Genomic DNA, 18176 nt, shown 5'->3' on the forward strand with positions numbered 1-18176 from the left:
CGGTCGGGCGCATACCGTGGTGCCATGCACCTGGTTGTGATGGCAGTCCTCCCCCTCGCCCTCCTGGTGGGCTGTGGCGACGGCGGGCTCGATACGCCACGAGCAGCAGCCGATACCTCGGCGGCTACCCCGACCGAGGTCGCGCTTCCCGCTTCATCTGTCGTGTTTGAGGACGACGCACGAATCCTCGACAGCCGTCCGATGACATTCGACACGTGGAGTCGGTCCCCCGACAGCACGGCCGTGATCGTGTACTTCACCAGCGGCACCCCACAGTGCCACGGCGTGCACGCCACTGTCCGAGAGACCGACGACGCCGTCGCGGTTGCGTTGCGCGGTGGTACGCCGCCGGAGGCCGCAGGCAAGGCCTGCATCCTGATCGCCGTTCAAGGCAGCCTCGCCGTGCCACTGGCGACCCCTCTCGGCGACCGAAGAGTTCTCAGCGTCTCGTGACTGTCACTTCACGGGGTCGTGTTTAAAGCTCACCCTGACGATGCCGTGGTCTCCGGTACCAGTCTCCCGATGATTCTCGAAGTTGAGATGATCGTTGTTGATCAGCAGCCCTTCGAAGAGCCACACCCGCTTGCGGCTGTGGTCATAGAACTGCTCGCTCACCATCACGTGGTCGAGCGACTCCCGCAGATCTTGATGCACGTGGGTGTAATACACGTCGCGGGTGTCCCGGTACTCCTGCAACGTCTGCGCCGAATAAAGACCAAAATCACTGCCCCCCTGCGAGTCTCCGACGAGATAGCGCGGCTGGCTCGTCAGGATGTTGGCCGTGTTGCTCTCCTTGCCGTCGTTGATATCGCCCAGTACGACGACCGGAGTCTCCGTGTCGCGCATGACGCCGTTGAGCAGCACCCGTACGGCTACCGCCTCGGCCGTACGGCGGATGGTTGAGATCCCATCGCCCAGCGCCTGTTGATGTGGCCGATACGTCGCCGAGGACTTCTTGTACCAGGCCTCCTTGCTGATCTGCGTGGGCAGCTTGGACTTGAGGTGCACCACAAAGATTTCCGTGGCCGGTTCGTCGTCGCGCAGCTGAACCTGAAAGTTCAAGACCGGCCGGGAAAAGCTCTTGATCGAGACGTCGATGACAGGCGCCTGGGGATCGGCCGGGTCATCCCTGGATTCAAGCCGCACCGCCTTGGGGAAGTCGGTTATCCATTTGGGCTCTCCGGTGAGGAGGCCCTTGCGCACCAACGCGGCGCAGGTAATCGAGGTTCCTACCGCCGGAGTGGCCAGGACGTCGTACTCGTCGGCCAGGCTCTGCGGATCTACCGCAAGGACCGCCTCCAGGGCACTTTTGCTCCACACTTCCTGCAAGCCGACGATGTCGGCGCCGAGAGTCCCCAGTTGCCATGCCGCCCATTCGGTCTTGCGCTTGAACTCCTCGGGAGTCCATGGCTTCGACGTGGCATAGAGCGGAGTGTCTGCGTCCTGCAGGTTGTACATGTTGAACGTCGCGACGCTGAAGGTGGTGCGGGCCATGCTCGTCAAGGTATTCCGCGAACCGTCGAACGTCGAGAGTATTCACCCGGTTGCCACTCATCAGTCACACCCGAACGCTCACCGACCGCGAGCACGCCAGGTGGGGTTCTCGTGTTGTTTCCTGTCCCGCCATGTTCCGTGGCTAACTTCCAGCCATGGACATGGGTCTGGCGCCCTCGGACGTCATGGATCCGATGTATTGGCTGGGCGAGGGCGGACTATTCGGCGGCGCCGTCCTGGCCGGCGTCATGGTCATCGTCTTCATCGAAACTGGCTTACTATTTCCCTTCCTGCCCGGTGACACGCTGTTGTTCTCCGCGGGGCTGATTGCCGCTCAGCCGAATTCCCCTGTCTCGATCCAGGTGCTGGCGCCATGTGCGGCGTTAGCGGCCCTACTGGGAAGTCAATGCGGGTACTTCATCGGACGCCGGCTCGGCCCGGCATTGTTCAGAAAAGAAGACGCACGTTTCTTCAAACAGCGGTATCTGACCGCCTCTCGAGAGTTCTTCGACAGACACGGACCCAAGACGCTGCTCGTCGCGCAGTTCATCGGCGTGGTCCGCACCTTCACCCCGGTCATCGCCGGCATGTCTGGCATGAGGTATCCAATTTTCTTGCTGTACAACGCTATTGGTAGTGCGGCATGGGGTGTCGGGCTGACGACGGTCGGCTACTTTCTGGGTAACGTCGCCTTCGTCGGTGAGCATCTGGACGTCTTCATCCTGGTGATCGCCATCTTGTCGACGCTCCCGGCCGCCGCCACAGCGGCCAAGGTGTACTTGGAGAAGCGGCGCGCAGTCACCGACAGCGGCTAAGCACCCGTCGAGGTTTGGCGGTCGTAATGCCGCTTCACCCGCGCACGGTTACCGCATTTCGGGGTGCACCACTCGCGACGGGGATGTTCCTTGACGAAATAGAGCACGCAGTGCGACGACAGGCAGGCCCGCAGCCGGTGACGTTCCGGGCCACCGAAGAAGTCGATCGCCTGACGCGCGATCAGACCGACCGTCAACCGTGCTTGCGATCCGCGGGCCGTCGCCGCCCTGCTGGGTTCTCCGCCCACCGGCCATACCAGCTCTGCCCGAGCACGAGCAAGCGTGTTGATCATGGTGACGGCCTGGGTGTGCGTCATGCCCGATGTCGGCGGTCTCGGATCTGCGGTGACCTCCGCGGCCAGACACCGTAGGGCGTCACGCAGAGCCCGCAGATCGTCGGCGATGAACTGGGCATCCTCCAGCGAGAAGGCAATAGTGTGCGCCCCCGATTCGGCCAGTATCCGATCCGCCATAGCCTCGAGCCACGCATGCACAGGCTGATCGCCCTCCAGAGCATCCATTACCTCTCCGCGCCCACCGCGGACGGTGTTCATCAGCTCCACGGGGAGTGGCTCACCCAAGATGGCGGCGATAGTGCCCGACGTGCTTGTTTCCATGCCACGACCTTATCTCTCCTAATGGATAGGACCACTTGTAACCATGTGTCCTATCTAACAGTGCAGAGGAAATACCACCTAATGCTTAAAGGTTCCTCTAAGCGTTAGAACTTTCCGACGGTGGAAGGAACCGCCATGAACACCCAGATCACCTCATTCACCCGGTCGGCCATCCGATCGGCAGTTTCGTTCATGGTGGCGCTGGCCGCACTCGGGGCGATGGCCGTGGCCTCATTCGCAGTCACCGCACAAGCCTCTGCGTCCGCCGGGGGCGGCTCGTCGGCCGCAGACACCGTGAACCAACTACAGGCGCAGGGTTACACGGTTCAGTTGAACGGCATCGCAGACACACCACTATCGGAGTGCGTGGTGACCGGTGTCGAAGGACTGCGCGGCGCCACCGCTTTCTCCACGGTCTACGTCGACATCTCCTGCCCCATCCACAACTGAAGACACGCTACAGAAGCTAACGCGGACTGCCCCCGGTCGAATGGCCGTGGGGAGTCCGCGTTTGACGTATTCGGTTGTCTTGCTTAATCGAACAGGCCGGTGCTCGAGATTATTCCGGCCCCGGCTGACTGACTTATCACAGGTGATGACGGATTGCAGCCGATAGCGCTCACGTTATTAGAAGCATCGCAAGTAGATCTTCAAAAGCATTGGAGCACAGACAAAATGACCGCTATCACCGCCACCTCGCAGGCAATCTCCACTAACGCTCGCCGCGTTGTCGCCGCGGCCGGCATCGGTCTCGCGATCCTGGTGCCCACCTTCGCCGCCATCGAATTGGCAACGGCCCCCACCTCCGCTCTGGTCGCTGGCGCCGGTAACAACGGCTCAGGGGGCAACAACCGCGACCACGCCCGGCTGGGCACCGGCCAGTACACGATGAACACCTCCGGCCCACAAATGCGGTACACCCCTCCCGCTAGTGGCCAGTACATCGGCGGCATCAACTAGTCCGTCGGAAACACTAAGGGCCGCTTCCGGAATAACCTCCGGAGGCGGCCCTTAGTGTTGTTCGGCGCTAAGCCCGATTGGGACTAGGGCAGGATCGAGTCCACGTACCCGCCGTCGGCGCGAACCGCAGCACCTGTCGTGGCCGAGGCCAGCGGCGAGCTGAGATAGACCACCAGATTGGCGATCTCCGCCGGCTCGATCAATCGCTGCAGCAGCGACTGAGGGCGATGCTTCTTCATGAATTCACGCTGTGCCTCATCCCAGGGCAGCGACTTATCGACGAGCTGATAGACGAAATCTTCCACACCCGCGGTGTGCGTCGGACCGGCGATGACCGAGTTGACGGTGACACCCGAGCCGGCCGCGTCCTTCGCGAATCCTCGTGTGACTCCCAACAGCGCGGTCTTGGAGACCCCGTAATGGATCATCTCCTGCGGGATGACAATCGCCGAGTCACTGGCGATCTGAATGACGCGGCCCCATCCGGCGTCAATCATTCCCGGCAAGTACTCACGGATAAGGCGCACGGCGGACAGCACGTTCACCTCGAAATAGTTCCGCCACTGTTCATCGGTGATCTCGCGGGCCGGTGCCGCCCCGAAGATGCCCAAGTTGTTGACCAGGATGTCCACTTCGGGGAGTTGCGCACGAAGCGACTCGACACCTTCCGCTGTCGAGACGTCCGCCGCAACACCGATCACGCTGCCGTTCTGAAGCCCAACCTCCGCGATAGCCGCGTCAACGCGTTCCTGGGACCGGCCGTTGACCACAGCGCGCGCACCACTGGCCGCGAGCTGCCTAACAATCTCCAGGCCAATGCCCTGTGTGGATCCCGTTACTAGCGCTGTCTTACCGGTCAGGTCGATGTTCACGTATTCAATGAAGTCGCCCCGCACCCGAGTTCATTCCCGAACGGGCTGATTGACTGGAATCATGAACCCGTTCCATCGTCGACGCGTCCGCTGGAGCGGTCGCAGTGCCGTACCTGCCTGGCGAGTCAGGAACGTTCACGAACGGTTACTCCCAGGAGCAACACTCGACGCCGTCAAGCCGTTGTTCGCGACCCTCGGATCGCCGCAAGACCGAATATGGCCGGGAACCGACTGGAGCCCAATGATTTTGGATCGCTTACTGGCCGACGGCGCCAGCGGGGGGCATGGGAGTATCCGATACACATGCACTGCATATCTTCCCGGACGGTTCGCTGAGTTCACCTTCGACAGCGTGAACGGGAACGTCATTGACGGCAGGCATGTCTTCGAAGCGGTACCCCGCCATGCTGGAGTGCTGCTTCGGCACACACTCGACCTCGAATGCAGCGCCAGCGATTGGATCAAGCTCAAGGCTCTCGTCATCCCAGCACACGACGCGGTCGTCGAACAACTTCTCGACAACATCGAACGCTCCATCACCGGGACCGTCACGGATCCACATCGATGGGGACTTCGTGTGCTGTTGATTCGTCGGCTCTTTGGCCTACCAACGACAATGGCGCCATGGTCGGACACGTAATCACTCTGGGCGATCCGGCCGATGTCGCCGCATTACGTTGGCACTGGGCACAAGAAGACCTTCCAGGCCACCACGTCACCGAGACACCGCCGCCTGAGTTCGTGTCTCAAGTCGCGTCCTGGATGATTTCGCGCACCGTCTGGACGGCGCACTACGAGGGACACGCCGTTGGAATGGTGTGCGTGACGAGGCATGAAAGGATGCCCAGCCCCAACCCTCGATCGGCGGCGAGCTGGGGATACCTCGGCCACTTGTATGTCCTCCCATCCGCGCGAGATCGCGGCATCGGCGAAGGACTCATTCAGACCGCACTTGCGGAAGCCGAGCGTCGACACTACGCCAAACTCGTTCTCTCTCCTTCCGAGCTGTCCGTCCCCCTTTACCGGCGCTGCGGATTCACAGACGCCCACGCGATGATGGTGTGGCGGCCGCAAGACGGCTAGTCGCGTGAGAACCGGAAACACCCCCGGACCGCATCCGAGGGCGTTTCCGGTTCGGTCCTGCTCAGTCCGAGCAGCAGCATCCACCCTGCTGAGCCGACACCAGCTCCTCCGAGACAACCTCAACCTTGCCGTCAGGACGCCAATCGAACGGGAAATGCTTGCTCGACTCACCGCGATGCTCATGTGACCACTCGAACCCGACCGAGTGGTCCTTCTTGACCACACCCCAGGTCGCGATCTGACCAGGGCCTACCTCGGCTCCTGGGGCGTTCGCGGTGGTAACCCGACGACTTGGGTCGGCGGTCGGGCCGGTCAGGGCCTCAACACGGAGATCCACTTTGCCGGGGATCTCCGCACCCCAGCTCGCCAGATCGTCGGCCTTGTCGAAGTTGATCGGGACGTACTCGATGCCGCGCAACTCCTCGATGAGGCTCGCGAACTCCGCGGGCCAGCCGCCCTCTTTACCGGTGAAGATCCGCTCGAGGGCGATGCGCTGGCGGGCGTCCGCCGACTCGTCGATGTAGAACATCAGCTTCATGGTCGCGTCAGGGTCACCTATCCACATATTCCCCTTGAATTCGCCCTGGGCAACCACGCCCAGATTGCTCAACTCAACGTCACCCCAATGGCCTTCGCTGACATGCCACACCAAGGTGAACAGGCAGTCCCCGTGTGTGGGCTCCTGCGCAAAGCTGCACGGGCAGGGCAGCTTGCAGCTGCACACGTCGAACCAATCGCCCTTGAGATTCCAGTCGTAGGTATCTGTCGCCGACATTTCGTCCATTCCTTTCTATACCCCATAGGGGTATCTGACATCCCGAACGTAGCAGCGGTCGACACACCTTGGCAAGTACCCCTAGGGGGTATATTTCGAAGCCGCTGGAGGCCAAGAAAACTCGATTGATATAGATAGGCGTATGCCCGAATCAGCCTTCGACCCCACACCTGTCACAAAGATCTGGCAGGAGCTGGGTGTCCCGGGGATCGTGGACGTGCACACCCACTTCATGCCCAAGCCCGTCATGGACAAGGTGTGGGCGTACTTCGACTCGGCGGGGCCTCTCATCGGGCGCCCCTGGCCGATCACCTACCGCACCGAAGAGTCCCAGCGGGTGCAGACGCTGCGAGAGTTCGGCGTGCTCCGGTTCACCTCGTTGATCTATGCCCACAAGCCGCAGATGGCTGCCTGGCTGAATCAGTGGGCCACCCAGTTCGCGGCGCAGACCCCGGACTGCGTGCACACCGCCACCTTCTTTCCCGAAGCCGACGCCATCGACTACGTGCGCGAGGCTATCGAGGCTGGCGCGGGCGTCTTCAAGGTCCACATCCAGGTGGGAGCGTTCTCCCCCGTCGATCCGCTGCTCGTCCCCGTGTGGGGGCTTCTCGAGGACGCCGCTGTTCCGGTGGTGATCCACTGCGGCTCCGGACCGGCGCCGGGCGAGTTCACCGGGCCCGAGCCAATCCGGGTGCTGCTCAAGCAGTTCCCCCGCCTGCGCCTGATCATCGCGCATATGGGTATGCCCGAGTACTCCGACTTTCTCGATATCTCCGCGCAGTACGACGAGGTACGTCTCGACACCACCATGGCCTTCACCACGTTCTCGAATGAGAAGGCGCCGTTTCCGGAATCCGCCTACCCCCGACTGATAGATCTCGGTCACAAGATCTTCTTCGGCAGCGACTTTCCGAACATCCCCTACGGATATGCCGAAGCGGTCACCGCGCTGCAGACGTTGCCCGGTGTCGACGACAACTGGATGCGCGATGTCCTCTACCGCAATGGCGCCGCACTATTCCGTGTTGACAGCTAGACGAGCGAGCCCGCCCGATAGGCCTCCCGGACCATGAGCCGCTGACGTTTTCCGCTCGTGGTCCGGGGAATGGTCCGCGCCGGCACCACAACCACCTCATCGAGGGAGAACCCGAAGGCGGCACGCACACCCCCGGCGATACGTGTCCGAAGTTCCGCATACTCGTCGACTGCCGCGCGGGTCCCGACGACGGCGATCACCGACTCACGGGCCCGCTGTTCGTCACGCAAGGAGAAGACGACAGATACTCCACCGGCGCCGGACATACTGTCGATCTCCCGCTCGATGTCGTAGGGCGGGAAATTGCGACCCCGCACGATCAGCATCTCCTTGTGCCGGCCCACCACGAACAGTTCGCCATCGGTGAGAAAGCCCCGGTCGCCGGTGTCATGCCATCCACCCACAGGCGTGGCCACTCCCCCGTCTGCGGTGAGGTAGCCCGCCATCACCGATGGCCCCCTTACCTGAATATCGCCGACCGTACCGTCTGATGAGCGCGCACCGACCGGGGTGACGATCCGAAGTTCCAGGCCATCCACCACCTTCCCGCAGGAGACCACAGGCTCGCCGTCATCCGGGCCGCGACCAACCCGCACCCGTCCGAAGGATGGCGCGTCAGACATACCGGCTTGCAGCGCAACGGTTGTGGCGAGCACTGTCTCGGCCATGCCGTAACACGGCACCAACACATCGGTCCGCATCCCTAGCGGTGCAAACCGTTCGGTAACCTCGCGCAGCACCGAGAACGCGATGGGCTCGGCGCCGACGTAGGCGTGCCGCAGTGACGACAAGTCCACGTCTGCTATCGAGCCGCCACGCGAGATCGCCTCCGCCACTGCTCGATACGCGAACGGCGGCCCTGCGGTGTGTGTGGACCCGTGCTGGGACATGTGCCGAAGCCAGGACACCGGATCCCGCAAAAACCCCATCGGGGTCATCACACCGATCCGAAGGCCGTAGAGCAGCGCGGCCAGCACCTGGATGAATCCCATGTCGTGGTAGAACGGCAGCCAGCTGAACACTCGGTCCCGCCCGCGTAATGCCTTTGTGCCGTAAGCGATTGCCGTGGCGTTGTGCACCACATTGCCGTGCGTCAGCAGTACGGCTTTAGGGGCCGACGTGGATCCGGAAGTGAGCTGGATGTGGTGGATGTCGCCGGGATCTGCGTGTGAGCACCGCTGCCAGTCAATCGGTTCAGCATCAGTCAGCTCGTCATACATCACGACCAACGGGTGCGTGATCGCCACCTCTATCCGTGGCTGTGTGATGACCATGGCCGGGTTCAGCACCCCCAGCGCCGCAACCAGATGCGCCACTCCTGCAGATTCCGGTCGGGACGGCGTCGGAGGCGGTGCGATCGCGCACGGTACCGCGCCCAGCAAGAGTACTGCCAGCAGCGTGGTCAGGTACTCCTCGTCGCTCGCCGCAATCATTGCCACCCGGTCGCCACGACGAAGACCCCGAGCAGCCAGCGCCGCCGCACGAGTCCTTGTGGCATGGACTAGGTCTACTGCCGCAAGCGTATACAGATGGCGGCGCGAGTCGTAGAAGTCGATCTGCTCCAACTCCGAGCGCAGCAGCGCGGCGTAATCGATCGCGCCGGAGGCCAGGGCCGGTGCATTAGCCTTCGCATGCCGACTGATTGCTATGTCAGTCATGCCTGTTCGCGGCGTTTCGCCTTATCGCTAAGGCGCTGACGGATGAGCACTCCGATGTCGCCCACCACCGTGAACGCGAAGGCTTCTTCCTCGGGAATAAAGACCGAGAACCTATCCTCCAACTCGTTCATCAACGCCATCAGCACCACCGAGTCGACGGGTAAGGCGAGTAGTGGCGAATCGACATCGACCGCTTCAAGATCGACCTGTGCCAGATCTTCCGCGGGAAGCAGCCGGGTCAAGGCATCTCGAAGTGCACCGATGATTTCCGTATCATCAGGGAGCGCAACGGTTTCGGTCATTCTTCCTCTTTCTCCAGCAACACGCCGTCCTCGAGGTGCAGCACCCGATCAGCGATCCCGGTGAGGCGCAGATCATGTGTCACGATCACCACCGCCGCACCTTGAGTCCGAGCGGCATCCGCGAGTTGTTCCGCCACCTTCTTCCCGGTAGCCGAATCCAGGTTCGCGGTGGGCTCATCGGCCAGGACCAGACCTGGTCGCGCCACCAGGGCGCGTGCGGCGGCGACGCGCTGCTTCTCTCCGCCCGAGAGCGCCGGTGGGCGATGGCCGGTGCGGTGCCCCAATCCCAGCTCGGTCAACAGTTCCCTAGCCCTTGTCATAGCGGCGTCCTTCGTGACCCCGGCATAACGAAGCGGCAGCGCCACGTTCTCAGCGCTCGTCAACGCGTTGAGCAGGTTGTATTCCTGAAATAGGAAGCCCAACCGCTCCAATCGGATTCGTGCTCGTTCCCGTTCGCCGAGCTCGCCAACGTTCTGTCCATCGATCCGGATGGACCCCGAACTTGGAGTTAGCAGCAGTCCCATGACAAGAAGTGCCGTGGTCTTGCCTCCGCCGGAGGGGCCGACAACCAGAACCACCTCGTGGGGTTTGACCATCAGATCCAGACCCCGCAAAGCACGCACCGCGGCATCGCCTGTGCCGTATTGGTGTTCCACATTCTCAAGTTGCAAAACAGGATTCATCGAATTCACCTCCGGAAGGCCTGAGCGGGATCGATCCGTGTGACCCGCCGGACCGGGATCAATGATCCGATGATCGCCATGACGCCCGTGGCGGCCGCCATCGCCGCGAGCATGGTGGGAGTGACCTCCACCATGACGTCGCCCATTCGGTCCTTCAGCAGAAACTGCACCCCATAGGTAACGCTCGCACCCAGCAGATACCCGAGCCCGGCGATCAGCGCGGCCTGAGCAATCACAGTGCGGCACAGCTGCGCCGGGCGGACACCCAGTGCACGCAATACCCCGAAATCACCCATCTGCTCGGTGGTTACCGCGAGCACGGTCAGGCCCACCAGCGCCACTCCGACCAGCGCGGCGATCCCGATCATCGTCTTCAACGGCCTGCCGATCATCGAGATGACGATGGCCCGGCTGTTCTCGGCGAAGGTGGCCGACGTGAGCGCATCCATTCCGGGAACCGACTTGCGGACCGAATCCGCGACCTGGTCCGTGCTGAATCCCTCGGCCGGTTGAACCAGGAAGTAGGACACGCGATTTCCCGCACGCAGTAGACGCGTTGCATCGGGCAGCGAGATGAACGCATAGAAGTTGCCCACGGCGGCCGTTTGGTTCGACAACCCCACAACCGTGAAATCACCGTCTACGAGCTGCACCGTGTCGCCAACATGGATCTTGTTCTTCTTGGCGAGGACACGATCGAGCACGACCTCGCCAGGTCCCGCTACGTTGCGCCCCTCCGACAATGACCACGGGCCGCCCACGCCGGTGGCCGTGTCGTATCCGACGACGAAGTACGCGGTGTGCCCGCCGTCATGCACGAAATCAGATGGGAGCCCCAGAATCGGTTCGGCGGACTGCACACCAGGGACCTTCAACAGCCGGTCCTTGCCGTCAGCGGGCAACCACGACACCGCGCGGAACATCTGGGAAACGCCGGGCTGGGCAACCCACACCGCCCCCTTGGAGTGGTCGATGTAAGTGGTGACCTGATTCGTGGTTCCCACGAAGATGCCGGACATCACCAACACCAGGATCACCGCGACGGCGACCCCGATCACCGAAAGGACAAATCGGGCGCGCTCTGCGACAAGGTTCTTGACGGCAACGATCATCGAACCATCCCACCGGCCATGTCGCGCAACCTGTGTACGGCCTGGGTAGTGACCGCGACGACCCTGTCGACGTCATCCGGTGACACGTCAGGCCCCATCGAGATCCGCACCGTGGCCCGCGCCTGGTCCTGGGTCAACTGCATCGCTTGCAGCACATGAGAAACCGAGTCTTCTCCGGCGTGACAGGCCGATCCGGTGGATACATAGATGCCGTGCATATCGAGATCGTCGGCGAGGGTGTCGGCGCGAATTCCGTCAAAGCGGACGCTGATTGTCTCCTCCAACACCGGCTCTGTCACGTTGAGATGCACACCGCCGACAGCGCGTAGCCCGTCGAGCAGCTGCTCGCGGCGGTCGCGCATGCCCAGCCGGTAGCCCATCGAGACAGAGCTCAGACACGCGTCGGCCGCGGCGGCCATGCCCAGCGCACCGGGCACGTTTTCGGTACCCGCGCGCAACCGGTTCTCCTGCGGTCCCCCGCGCATGACCGGCAACAGCTGATGTCCACCGCGTACCAGTAGCGCACCCATTCCCCGTGGTCCGCCAAACTTGTGCGCGGAGACCGAGATCATTGTGGCACCAATGCTCGTCAGATCAAGCTTGCCGGCCGTGTGCACGGCGTCCACATGGAACGCCGAACCCGACCGTGCGGCGATCTCGGCGATCTCCCCAACCGGCTGGATGGCACCAGTCTCGTTGTTCGCGTGCATCACCGAGATCAGCCGCGTCTCGCGGCGCAACGCACGAGCCACCTGCGTCGCATCCACATGCCCGGTCGGCGCGGGATCGACGAAGGTCACCTCCACACCCAGGTCCCGCAGCGCATGAGCATTCGCCAGGACTGCCGGATGCTCGATCGATGAGGTCACCAGGTGGCCCTGAAACCCCACAGCCGCAAAGGTTCCCCATAGTGCCAGAGTGTTGGCCTCGCTTCCGCCGGAAGTCAGCACCACCTCCTCGGCATCGGCGCCGAAGAGCCTGGCAACGGTCTGGCGGGCATCGCTGAGGGCGTCCGCGGCGTCCCGCCCCGCGCTGTGTCGGCTCGACGGATTTCCGACTAGCCGGTGCCCGCTCAATATCGCCTGTGCGGCACGTGGATGCAGGGGTGCGGTGGCGGCGTAATCCAAGTAGATCTCTGCCGGCGCTATCTGCGCGGGTGGACTAAGTACCGGGGAGGGCGCTGACATCTTCGTGAATTCCGTTGCGATAGTTGTTGGCTAGGCGTTGTGCGACATCGGCGCCCAGGGCGGCGACGTGCTGCTGTTCCGGCGAGAGGCCCCCCGACCATTCCGCGACCTGCACCGCTTCGATCGCGGCGATCGTTTCCACCGGCATGCCGGTCAGCCGCTCGGTGAGGATGGACGCGACCGCCAGGGAAGCCGAGCATCCGTAGGCCTCGAAGCCGATCTGACTCACGGTCTCGCCCTGCACCTGCGCGGTCAGCAGAATCTGGTCCCCGCACACCGGGTTGCCAATGAAGGCCGAAACATCGGATTGCGCAAGGCGGCCCGAGTTGCGCGGGTTGGTGAAGTGATCGACCACCGTCGGACTGAACCGGGGCACTAGGCGTCCGCCAACTCGCACTCGGAAACGACTTCCCGAGAGTCGATGTACTTTTCGATACTTACTGCGCAGCAGCCTAATTCAGCGCCCTGGCGCCGCCGCCGGAACTTCACGGTCTGGCCGGTACGGCCGCACGGACAGTCACCCTCGTCTACCTCCCCGACGTCGTCGGAGAGCAGGAAGCCGGGATACGCGGTGTTCAGCGCGTCAAGGATCGCTATTCCGCCGGTCTTACCGGGTTCAAGCTCGACGGACGCGTCGGTGACGTCGCGGATCGAGATGTAGCACCACGGCGGCACATGTTTGCGTTGATGTTCGCACTCGATGGCGAGCATGTTGGACTCGATCATGCCGTACATGTCGCGGATGCGGGTGCGGTCAATGCCCAGCATGCGCTGTGCCTTTTCGTTGAAGTCGTCCCGGCTGATCGAGTTACCGGTGTACTGCTTCCAGCCGCCCAACATGATGATCAGTGAGTCGGGATCGAGGGCGAGCGGAATATCCTCCAACTCCAGGTACTTGAGGAATCTGGCGATGATGAACGGCGGACCGATCAGGTGCCGGGTCATCCGGCCCTCCCAGCTCCGCAGCTGGACCAACGCCTCCTCGGGGTCGAAGGAGTACTCACGCACGATATAGCGATGGTCATCGAGCATGCCGGTGAGAAGGTTAAAGATCTTGACCATGCCCATCTCGGGCACCTCGGCAGTGGATGGGCACAAGAACAGCCCCGCGCCCTGGGAGATACCGAAGAAGTCCCGGTATCCACCGAAGATTCCGACCGATGCCCGGGTGACCGTCGTCGAATCGCGCCGCGCCACCGATGGCACACCGCTGGTGCCGGTGGAACGGATCTCGATCTCTACATCCTCAAGGCCACAGGTCATGAGGACATGCGCCCCAGCCTGTTTGAACATGCTGACGGGAAGCAGAGGGATGCGCTGCAGGTCAGCCCAGTCACGGATGTCACTCGGGGCGAGCCTGGCGGCGTCACACTGGGCGCGGTAGAAGCCATTACGTTCGAAGTGCAGCGCGAAGGCCTGACGCACCACGTCGGTGAGCGACTCTCGCCAGTCCTCACGCGCCACCCGGAGGGCTTCCCCCGGCATCCCGAGCATGGTGACCAATTCCACTGCGCATCTCCTTTGACTGCCTAGCCCACACAGGGCACCGGTGGAGTGGTCGAATCATCGTGAGGAAAAGTTCCCGCAGAGTTTCGGGCCGTTATGGAAGAGTCCGGGCCATGGCTGATGAACCAATGCGCGCGGACCACGCCGAGCTATTGAGGCGACGTGCGCTTACCGAAGACGCGGCTCGTCCCGATGCAGTTGCCCGCCGCCACGCGGCCGGCGGCCGCACCGCGCGAGAGAACATCGCCGACCTGGTCGATGCGGAGTCGTTCGTCGAATACGGCCGATTCGCTATCGCTGCGCAGCGCCGGCGACGGGACATCGCCGACTTGATCGCCCGCACACCCGCCGACGGCCTGGTAGCAGGGACCGCACGGATCGCAGGTCATCCGTGCGCCGTGCTGTCCTACGACTACACCGTGCTCGCCGGGACGCAGGGGGCGCTTGGACACCACAAGAAGGACCGGCTGTTCGACCTCATCGAGCGCATGAAGCTGCCGACGGTGTTCTTCGCCGAGGGCGGCGGCGGACGTCCCGGGGATACCGACTATCCCGTTGTCTCGATGCTCGACGTACGGGCATTCAAGTTGTGGGCCGCGCTGTCGGGCGTGGTGCCGCGGATCTCCGTGGTCAAGGGCCGGTGCTTTGCGGGCAATGCCGTGATCGCGGGATGCTCGGATCTGATCGTGGCAACCAGAGACACATCCATCGGCATGGGCGGTCCGGCCATGATCGCCGGCGGCGGTCTCGGCGAGGTACACCCCGACGAGGTCGGGCCGCTGTCGGTGCAGTCGCCCAACGGGGTGGTCGACGTTGTCGTCGACGACGAACAGCAGGCCGTCGCTGTGGCCAAACGGCTCATCGGGTACTTCCAAGGGGCAGAGGAGCCAGGACGTGCAGCGGACCAAACCGTCTTGCGCACAATGATTCCCGAACGTGCTCGGAGAGCCTATCCCGTGGGGCCCATCATCGAGACGCTGGCCGACGAGGACTCGGTGACATTTCTGCGAGAGAAGTTCGCACCCGAGATGGTGACGGCACTCGCACGTATCGAGGGCCGTGCCATCGGGATCCTGGCCAATAATTCGATGGTGATGGCGGGAGCGATCACCGCGGCCGCATCGGATAAGGCCGCTCGGTTCCTGCAGCTGTGCGACGCATTCGGGTTGCCGGTTCTTTCGTTGGTCGACTGCCCGGGATACATGGTGGGTCCCGCAGCGGAGGCCGATGCATTGGTGCGGCGCGCCTCGCGCATGCTCGTCGCCGGAGCGGCACTTCGCGTACCGCTCGTCTCAGTCATCCTGCGCCGAGGGTACGGCCTTGGCGCGCAAGCTATGACCGGCGGCAGCCTGCACGAACCACTGCTGACGGTGGCTTGGCCCGGCGCACATCTGGGACCCATGGGCTTGGAAGGCGCGGTGCGTCTGGGGCTGCGCAAGGAGTTGGAGGCCATACCCGACGAGGCTGCCCGGGAGGAAGCGGTGCGTCAGGCCACTGCAGCGGCACAAGAGAATGCCAAGGCGCTCAACGCTGCTCAGATATTCGAGATCGACGATGTGATCGATCCTGCAGAGACGCGATCGCTCATCGCCTCGACATTCGCCGCGGCCATGCGAGAGCCGCTGCCGCCGCGCAAATCCGTCGTCGACACCTGGTAACTATTCCCCTGTCGCTATGAAATCGCGTTTTCCATACTGAATACTGGCGTCCTGCCAACGGCCACCGGCCGCATCCACGAGGCGATGCGCGATGCTCACATCCCTGATGTCGGCAATCAGGATCAGCCACCCGTCTTCGGTGATCGACCCACCGACCAACGCCTCCCGCGCGGATGCGTCCGCCGCGAGCGCGTCGTGGAACCGCACGCGGTCGACGCCCGGAACCTCCACCGCCACAGCGTTTATCTCCGCATCTCCGGCCGGTAGGTATTCGAAGGTGAGCACCGATTCCTGACCGTACTGCCGCCGCACCTGCTCACCGATGCGTTGCAAGTCATCGCGATCCACGCACGCGAGTTCGAACGCACGCGACCGCTCGTAGGTCATGTGGTTGTTGTCCTGAGACCAGTACACGCCGTCAACCGGTGTCGACCGCACCGGCAGCACCAGATTCTGCGCGGTTATCGCGCTCACCTGCAGCGAAAAGTCATCGAGGGGATCCAGCAGACGCCCATCGGCAGGATCGGTGATGACCGCGGCCACGATCGGGCAGGCGCGTGAGTATCCGGACATGCTGGAGCTGTTCGGTGACTTTGCTCTCTATATGACGACCTTGATCAAGGACTTACCCCAGCCGCCCCTGGCTGTGGCCGGGGTGGCACGTATTGATCTGGACGTGTTAGCGGCAATTCCAGAGCCTTTCGAGTCCACGATTGCACAGAATGTGATCGCCGCGAACAAGCCCGGCGCCGCGGCACCCGTGATGCCGACCCTGCTCTACCACGGATCACGCGATCGGTTCATCGGTGATCAGTTCGTCCCGGAGCAAGGCGCGAAGGCGCTCATCGAGAGTTGGCGGTCCAAGGGAGCGACGGTGGACTACCTGCCCGTGCCTGGCGAACATCTGATCGCAGCGGGGTGGGCGATGCCCAGCGTGTTGCGTTGGATGCGCGGCGCACTGGGGGATTAGGCGTCCTCGAATCAGGATGTGACTCAGGGTTTTCCCGGAGGCGGGGAGCACTATCGGACGGCTACGCTCGCTGGCATGACGACCGTTGCGCCCGAGCAATCTGGCACCGCCGAAGATGAGGTAGCCGGTACCGCGCCGCGGTGGACCCCGTTGCAGAAGGTCGGATTCCGTCTGCTGTTCACCATCGGTGGCGGGATTCTCCTGCTTTCGGTGTACGACAACCTGGGTCTTTACAGCTTGTTTGAGCCGGTGCTGTGGCTGACGGCCCAGATTGGTAGTTTCCTCATTCGCGGTCGCGGTATCGAACTCACCGTCTCCTCCGGCGGCGACCTGCTGTGGCTGTGGTGCTACCACCTGGGGTGGATCGTCCTCGCCGTGGCGATCACCGCGATATGGACGGTGTTGGACCGCCGCCGCTCGAACTATCGGGGCCTGGCAGCTTCGCTGTGGGTGTTCGCTCGGTTCGGTCTCGCGATGTCGATGATCACGTATGGAATCGCGAAAGCGATTCCCACGCAGATGGGGTTCATGGCTCTGCCCGATCGACAGCTGCAATTGGTCGGTGACACAAGCTTGTTCAACACGCTCTGGGGTTTCATGGGTGCCTCGGAGCCCTACTCCATCGCCACGGGGCTCGTGGAACTGGTGTCGGGACTGCTGCTGCTGTGGAACCGCACGTGGGTGCTGGGCGCCCTGGGGTCTGTCTTCGCCATGGCACAGGTGTTCCTTCTCAACATGACCTACGACGTTCCGGTGAAACAGGTATCCGGAGAGTTGTTCCTGGTAGCCGTCGCCGTCACCGCACCCCTGTGGCCAAACCTCGTCCGGGTGGTCTTGAATCGCGTGAGCACGCAACCGGTGCGGCTTTGGCGAGTCCTGGGCTCCAGTCGGAAGTGGGTGCTCACCACCGGTGTCGTGCTGAAGTTCGGGGTGGCATCGGTTCTCACCGCGCTCATCATCCTGCAGTCGATCGCGGTGTACTCGACGTACAAGACACCAACCTCGAGTCTTGACGGCGTTTGGCATGCAACGTCATTCACCATTGACGGGCACGGGGCAACGCTAAACCAGATTCAGCCGGCGCCCTGGCCCAACGTCGCGATCTCTCACCGCGACACGGTGGCGGAGTTCAGCGTGATGAAGTTCGTTTCCCAGACGCCGGACGGACGTACCTCGGCGTGGCTGTTACAGGTCAAGGATGATCGGCTCGAGTTGCGCAAGCGTGAGTCCGATCCACCTCAGCTGGTTCTTCAGGCGCATCAACCCAGCCGGGACCGGCTGCTGCTCAACGGTGTCGTGGAGGGCAAGAGGATCGAGGGCACCTACGAGCGCCGGTTCATGGAACGCAGCAAGTCCGGATTCCGTTGGATTCAACCGGAAATGGACCCGGATTCTGTTGACGCTGACGGATAGCCGTGCTGCACAACATTCAGTAGGACCCTTCTATG

At 62.9% G+C, this 18176-nt stretch carries 20 protein-coding genes and 2 pseudogenes; 10 read left to right on the plus strand and 12 right to left on the minus strand.

Features of this window, described 5'->3' with window-relative positions; translation table 11 throughout:
- The first annotated feature begins 24 nt into the window (after positions 1 to 24).
- Positions 25 to 453: a hypothetical protein gene (locus AOT87_RS25915; protein WP_070940450.1), complete on the plus strand. Its 429-nt coding sequence runs from the start codon at positions 25 to 27 to the stop codon at positions 451 to 453.
- A 3-nt stretch (positions 454 to 456) separates the two neighbouring features.
- Here the strand turns inward: AOT87_RS25915 and AOT87_RS25920 are convergent, their stop codons facing one another.
- Positions 457 to 1494, minus strand: coding sequence for an endonuclease/exonuclease/phosphatase family protein (locus tag AOT87_RS25920; RefSeq protein ID WP_057967548.1), 1038 nt, complete (start codon positions 1492 to 1494; stop codon positions 457 to 459).
- 155 nt (positions 1495 to 1649) lie between these two features.
- On the opposite strand from AOT87_RS25920, the gene AOT87_RS25925 reads away from it, so the two are divergent.
- Complete coding sequence (locus AOT87_RS25925; RefSeq protein WP_057967549.1) at positions 1650 to 2309, plus strand: DedA family protein; 660 nt, start codon at positions 1650 to 1652, stop codon at positions 2307 to 2309.
- Here AOT87_RS25925 and AOT87_RS25930 read toward each other — a convergent pair.
- Positions 2306 to 2926: an ABATE domain-containing protein gene (locus tag AOT87_RS25930; RefSeq protein ID WP_057967550.1), complete on the minus strand. Its 621-nt coding sequence runs from the start codon at positions 2924 to 2926 to the stop codon at positions 2306 to 2308. The two genes, AOT87_RS25925 and AOT87_RS25930, sit on opposite strands and share 4 nt — an antisense overlap.
- A 135-nt stretch (positions 2927 to 3061) precedes the next feature.
- On the opposite strand from AOT87_RS25930, the gene AOT87_RS25935 reads away from it, so the two are divergent.
- A complete protein-coding gene (locus AOT87_RS25935; RefSeq protein ID WP_057967551.1) occupies positions 3062 to 3376 on the plus strand; it encodes a hypothetical protein in 315 nt (104 codons plus the stop codon).
- A gap of 225 nt (positions 3377 to 3601) precedes the next feature.
- Entirely contained in the window at positions 3602 to 3886 is a 285-nt protein-coding gene (locus tag AOT87_RS25940; RefSeq protein ID WP_030097496.1) for a hypothetical protein, read from the plus strand.
- An 83-nt stretch (positions 3887 to 3969) separates the two neighbouring features.
- Here AOT87_RS25940 and AOT87_RS25945 read toward each other — a convergent pair whose 3' ends face one another.
- Positions 3970 to 4758: an SDR family oxidoreductase gene (locus AOT87_RS25945; RefSeq protein ID WP_057967630.1), complete on the minus strand. Its 789-nt coding sequence runs from the start codon at positions 4756 to 4758 to the stop codon at positions 3970 to 3972.
- 352 nt (positions 4759 to 5110) lie between these two features.
- Here AOT87_RS25945 and AOT87_RS28915 point away from each other — a divergent pair, with 352 nt between their 5' ends.
- Together AOT87_RS28915 and AOT87_RS25955 are read left to right on the plus strand one after the other, a co-directional pair.
- On the plus strand, positions 5111 to 5398 hold the full coding sequence (locus AOT87_RS28915) for a hypothetical protein (protein WP_157859035.1): 288 nt from the start codon (positions 5111 to 5113) through the stop codon (positions 5396 to 5398).
- Positions 5383 to 5841: a GNAT family N-acetyltransferase gene (locus AOT87_RS25955; RefSeq protein ID WP_057967553.1), complete on the plus strand. Its 459-nt coding sequence runs from the start codon at positions 5383 to 5385 to the stop codon at positions 5839 to 5841. Before AOT87_RS28915 ends, AOT87_RS25955 begins: the two co-directional genes overlap by 16 nt.
- Positions 5842 to 5902: 61 nt before the next feature.
- Here AOT87_RS25955 and AOT87_RS25960 read toward each other — a convergent pair whose 3' ends face one another.
- Entirely contained in the window at positions 5903 to 6616 is a 714-nt protein-coding gene (locus AOT87_RS25960; protein ID WP_057967631.1) for a DUF1326 domain-containing protein, read from the minus strand.
- 142 nt (positions 6617 to 6758) lie between these two features.
- Between AOT87_RS25960 and AOT87_RS25965 the strand changes: the two genes are divergently transcribed.
- Positions 6759 to 7652 (plus strand): amidohydrolase family protein, encoded by an 894-nt coding sequence (locus tag AOT87_RS25965; protein ID WP_057967554.1) that lies wholly within the window; start codon positions 6759 to 6761, stop codon positions 7650 to 7652.
- On the opposite strand, the gene AOT87_RS25970 is transcribed toward AOT87_RS25965, so the two are convergent.
- The 7 genes from AOT87_RS25970 to AOT87_RS26000 are packed head-to-tail and all read right to left on the minus strand — an operon-like array spanning position 7649 to position 14103.
- Positions 7649 to 9310 (minus strand): AMP-binding protein, encoded by a 1662-nt coding sequence (locus AOT87_RS25970; protein ID WP_057967555.1) that lies wholly within the window; start codon positions 9308 to 9310, stop codon positions 7649 to 7651. The two genes, AOT87_RS25965 and AOT87_RS25970, sit on opposite strands and share 4 nt — an antisense overlap.
- A complete protein-coding gene (locus tag AOT87_RS25975; protein WP_030097502.1) occupies positions 9307 to 9612 on the minus strand; it encodes an acyl carrier protein in 306 nt (101 codons plus the stop codon). Before AOT87_RS25975 ends, AOT87_RS25970 begins: the two co-directional genes overlap by 4 nt.
- The gene (locus AOT87_RS25980) at positions 9609 to 10295 is read right to left on the minus strand and encodes an ABC transporter ATP-binding protein (protein ID WP_057967632.1); all 687 of its coding nucleotides are present in this window, start codon (positions 10293 to 10295) and stop codon (positions 9609 to 9611) included. Before AOT87_RS25980 ends, AOT87_RS25975 begins: the two co-directional genes overlap by 4 nt.
- Positions 10296 to 10300: 5 nt before the next feature.
- Complete coding sequence (locus AOT87_RS25985) at positions 10301 to 11407, minus strand: ABC transporter permease (protein ID WP_057967556.1); 1107 nt, start codon at positions 11405 to 11407, stop codon at positions 10301 to 10303.
- Positions 11404 to 12594: a cysteine desulfurase family protein gene (locus tag AOT87_RS25990; RefSeq protein ID WP_057967557.1), complete on the minus strand. Its 1191-nt coding sequence runs from the start codon at positions 12592 to 12594 to the stop codon at positions 11404 to 11406. Before AOT87_RS25990 ends, AOT87_RS25985 begins: the two co-directional genes overlap by 4 nt.
- Complete coding sequence (locus AOT87_RS25995) at positions 12569 to 12970, minus strand: iron-sulfur cluster assembly scaffold protein (RefSeq protein WP_057967558.1); 402 nt, start codon at positions 12968 to 12970, stop codon at positions 12569 to 12571. Before AOT87_RS25995 ends, AOT87_RS25990 begins: the two co-directional genes overlap by 26 nt.
- Positions 12970 to 14103 carry an acyl-protein synthetase gene (locus AOT87_RS26000; RefSeq protein WP_057967559.1) on the minus strand — a complete coding sequence of 378 codons (1134 nt, stop codon included), beginning with the start codon at positions 14101 to 14103 and terminating at the stop codon, positions 12970 to 12972. The genes AOT87_RS25995 and AOT87_RS26000 overlap by 1 nt, the downstream gene beginning before the upstream one ends.
- 110 nt (positions 14104 to 14213) lie before the next feature.
- On the opposite strand from AOT87_RS26000, the gene AOT87_RS26005 reads away from it, so the two are divergent.
- Entirely contained in the window at positions 14214 to 15758 is a 1545-nt protein-coding gene (locus AOT87_RS26005) for a carboxyl transferase domain-containing protein (protein ID WP_057967560.1), read from the plus strand.
- Here the strand turns inward: AOT87_RS26005 and AOT87_RS26010 are convergent.
- A pseudogene (locus AOT87_RS26010) lies at positions 15759 to 16295 on the minus strand (hypothetical protein); the annotation flags it as partial. It abuts the gene before it with no gap.
- On the opposite strand from AOT87_RS26010, the pseudogene AOT87_RS26015 reads away from it, so the two are divergent.
- Together AOT87_RS26015 and AOT87_RS26020 are read left to right on the plus strand one after the other, a co-directional pair.
- Positions 16294 to 16728 (plus strand): annotated as a pseudogene (locus AOT87_RS26015) (lipase family protein); the annotation flags it as partial. The pseudogenes AOT87_RS26010 and AOT87_RS26015 sit on opposite strands and share 2 nt — an antisense overlap.
- A gap of 75 nt (positions 16729 to 16803) precedes the next feature.
- Positions 16804 to 18141, plus strand: coding sequence for a hypothetical protein (locus tag AOT87_RS26020; protein ID WP_057967562.1), 1338 nt, complete (start codon positions 16804 to 16806; stop codon positions 18139 to 18141).
- The last annotated feature ends 35 nt before the right edge of the window (positions 18142 to 18176 follow it).

Origin of the sequence: Mycobacteroides sp. H003 (assembly GCF_001440135.1) — a bacterium.
In the GTDB taxonomy this organism is placed as follows: domain Bacteria; phylum Actinomycetota; class Actinomycetes; order Mycobacteriales; family Mycobacteriaceae; genus Mycobacterium; species Mycobacterium gwanakae.

What these genes read in the sequence shown, in the direction of transcription:
- AOT87_RS25915 (WP_070940450.1), top strand. Translation starts at nt 25, where the DNA reads ATGCACCTGGTTGTGATGGCAGTCCTCCCCCTCGCCCTCCTGGTGGGC.
- AOT87_RS25920 (WP_057967548.1), bottom strand. Translation starts at nt 1,494, where the DNA reads ATGGCCCGCACCACCTTCAGCGTCGCGACGTTCAACATGTACAACCTG.
- AOT87_RS25925 (WP_057967549.1), top strand. Translation starts at nt 1,650, where the DNA reads ATGGACATGGGTCTGGCGCCCTCGGACGTCATGGATCCGATGTATTGG.
- AOT87_RS25930 (WP_057967550.1), bottom strand. Translation starts at nt 2,926, where the DNA reads ATGGAAACAAGCACGTCGGGCACTATCGCCGCCATCTTGGGTGAGCCA.
- AOT87_RS25935 (WP_057967551.1), top strand. Translation starts at nt 3,062, where the DNA reads ATGAACACCCAGATCACCTCATTCACCCGGTCGGCCATCCGATCGGCA.
- AOT87_RS25940 (WP_030097496.1), top strand. Translation starts at nt 3,602, where the DNA reads ATGACCGCTATCACCGCCACCTCGCAGGCAATCTCCACTAACGCTCGC.
- AOT87_RS25955 (WP_057967553.1), top strand. Translation starts at nt 5,383, where the DNA reads ATGGTCGGACACGTAATCACTCTGGGCGATCCGGCCGATGTCGCCGCA.
- AOT87_RS25960 (WP_057967631.1), bottom strand. Translation starts at nt 6,616, where the DNA reads ATGTCGGCGACAGATACCTACGACTGGAATCTCAAGGGCGATTGGTTC.
- AOT87_RS25965 (WP_057967554.1), top strand. Translation starts at nt 6,759, where the DNA reads ATGCCCGAATCAGCCTTCGACCCCACACCTGTCACAAAGATCTGGCAG.
- AOT87_RS25970 (WP_057967555.1), bottom strand. Translation starts at nt 9,310, where the DNA reads ATGACTGACATAGCAATCAGTCGGCATGCGAAGGCTAATGCACCGGCC.
- AOT87_RS25975 (WP_030097502.1), bottom strand. Translation starts at nt 9,612, where the DNA reads ATGACCGAAACCGTTGCGCTCCCTGATGATACGGAAATCATCGGTGCA.
- AOT87_RS25980 (WP_057967632.1), bottom strand. Translation starts at nt 10,295, where the DNA reads ATGAATCCTGTTTTGCAACTTGAGAATGTGGAACACCAATACGGCACA.
- AOT87_RS25985 (WP_057967556.1), bottom strand. Translation starts at nt 11,407, where the DNA reads ATGATCGTTGCCGTCAAGAACCTTGTCGCAGAGCGCGCCCGATTTGTC.
- AOT87_RS25990 (WP_057967557.1), bottom strand. Translation starts at nt 12,594, where the DNA reads ATGTCAGCGCCCTCCCCGGTACTTAGTCCACCCGCGCAGATAGCGCCG.
- AOT87_RS26005 (WP_057967560.1), top strand. Translation starts at nt 14,214, where the DNA reads ATGGCTGATGAACCAATGCGCGCGGACCACGCCGAGCTATTGAGGCGA.
- AOT87_RS26020 (WP_057967562.1), top strand. Translation starts at nt 16,804, where the DNA reads ATGACGACCGTTGCGCCCGAGCAATCTGGCACCGCCGAAGATGAGGTA.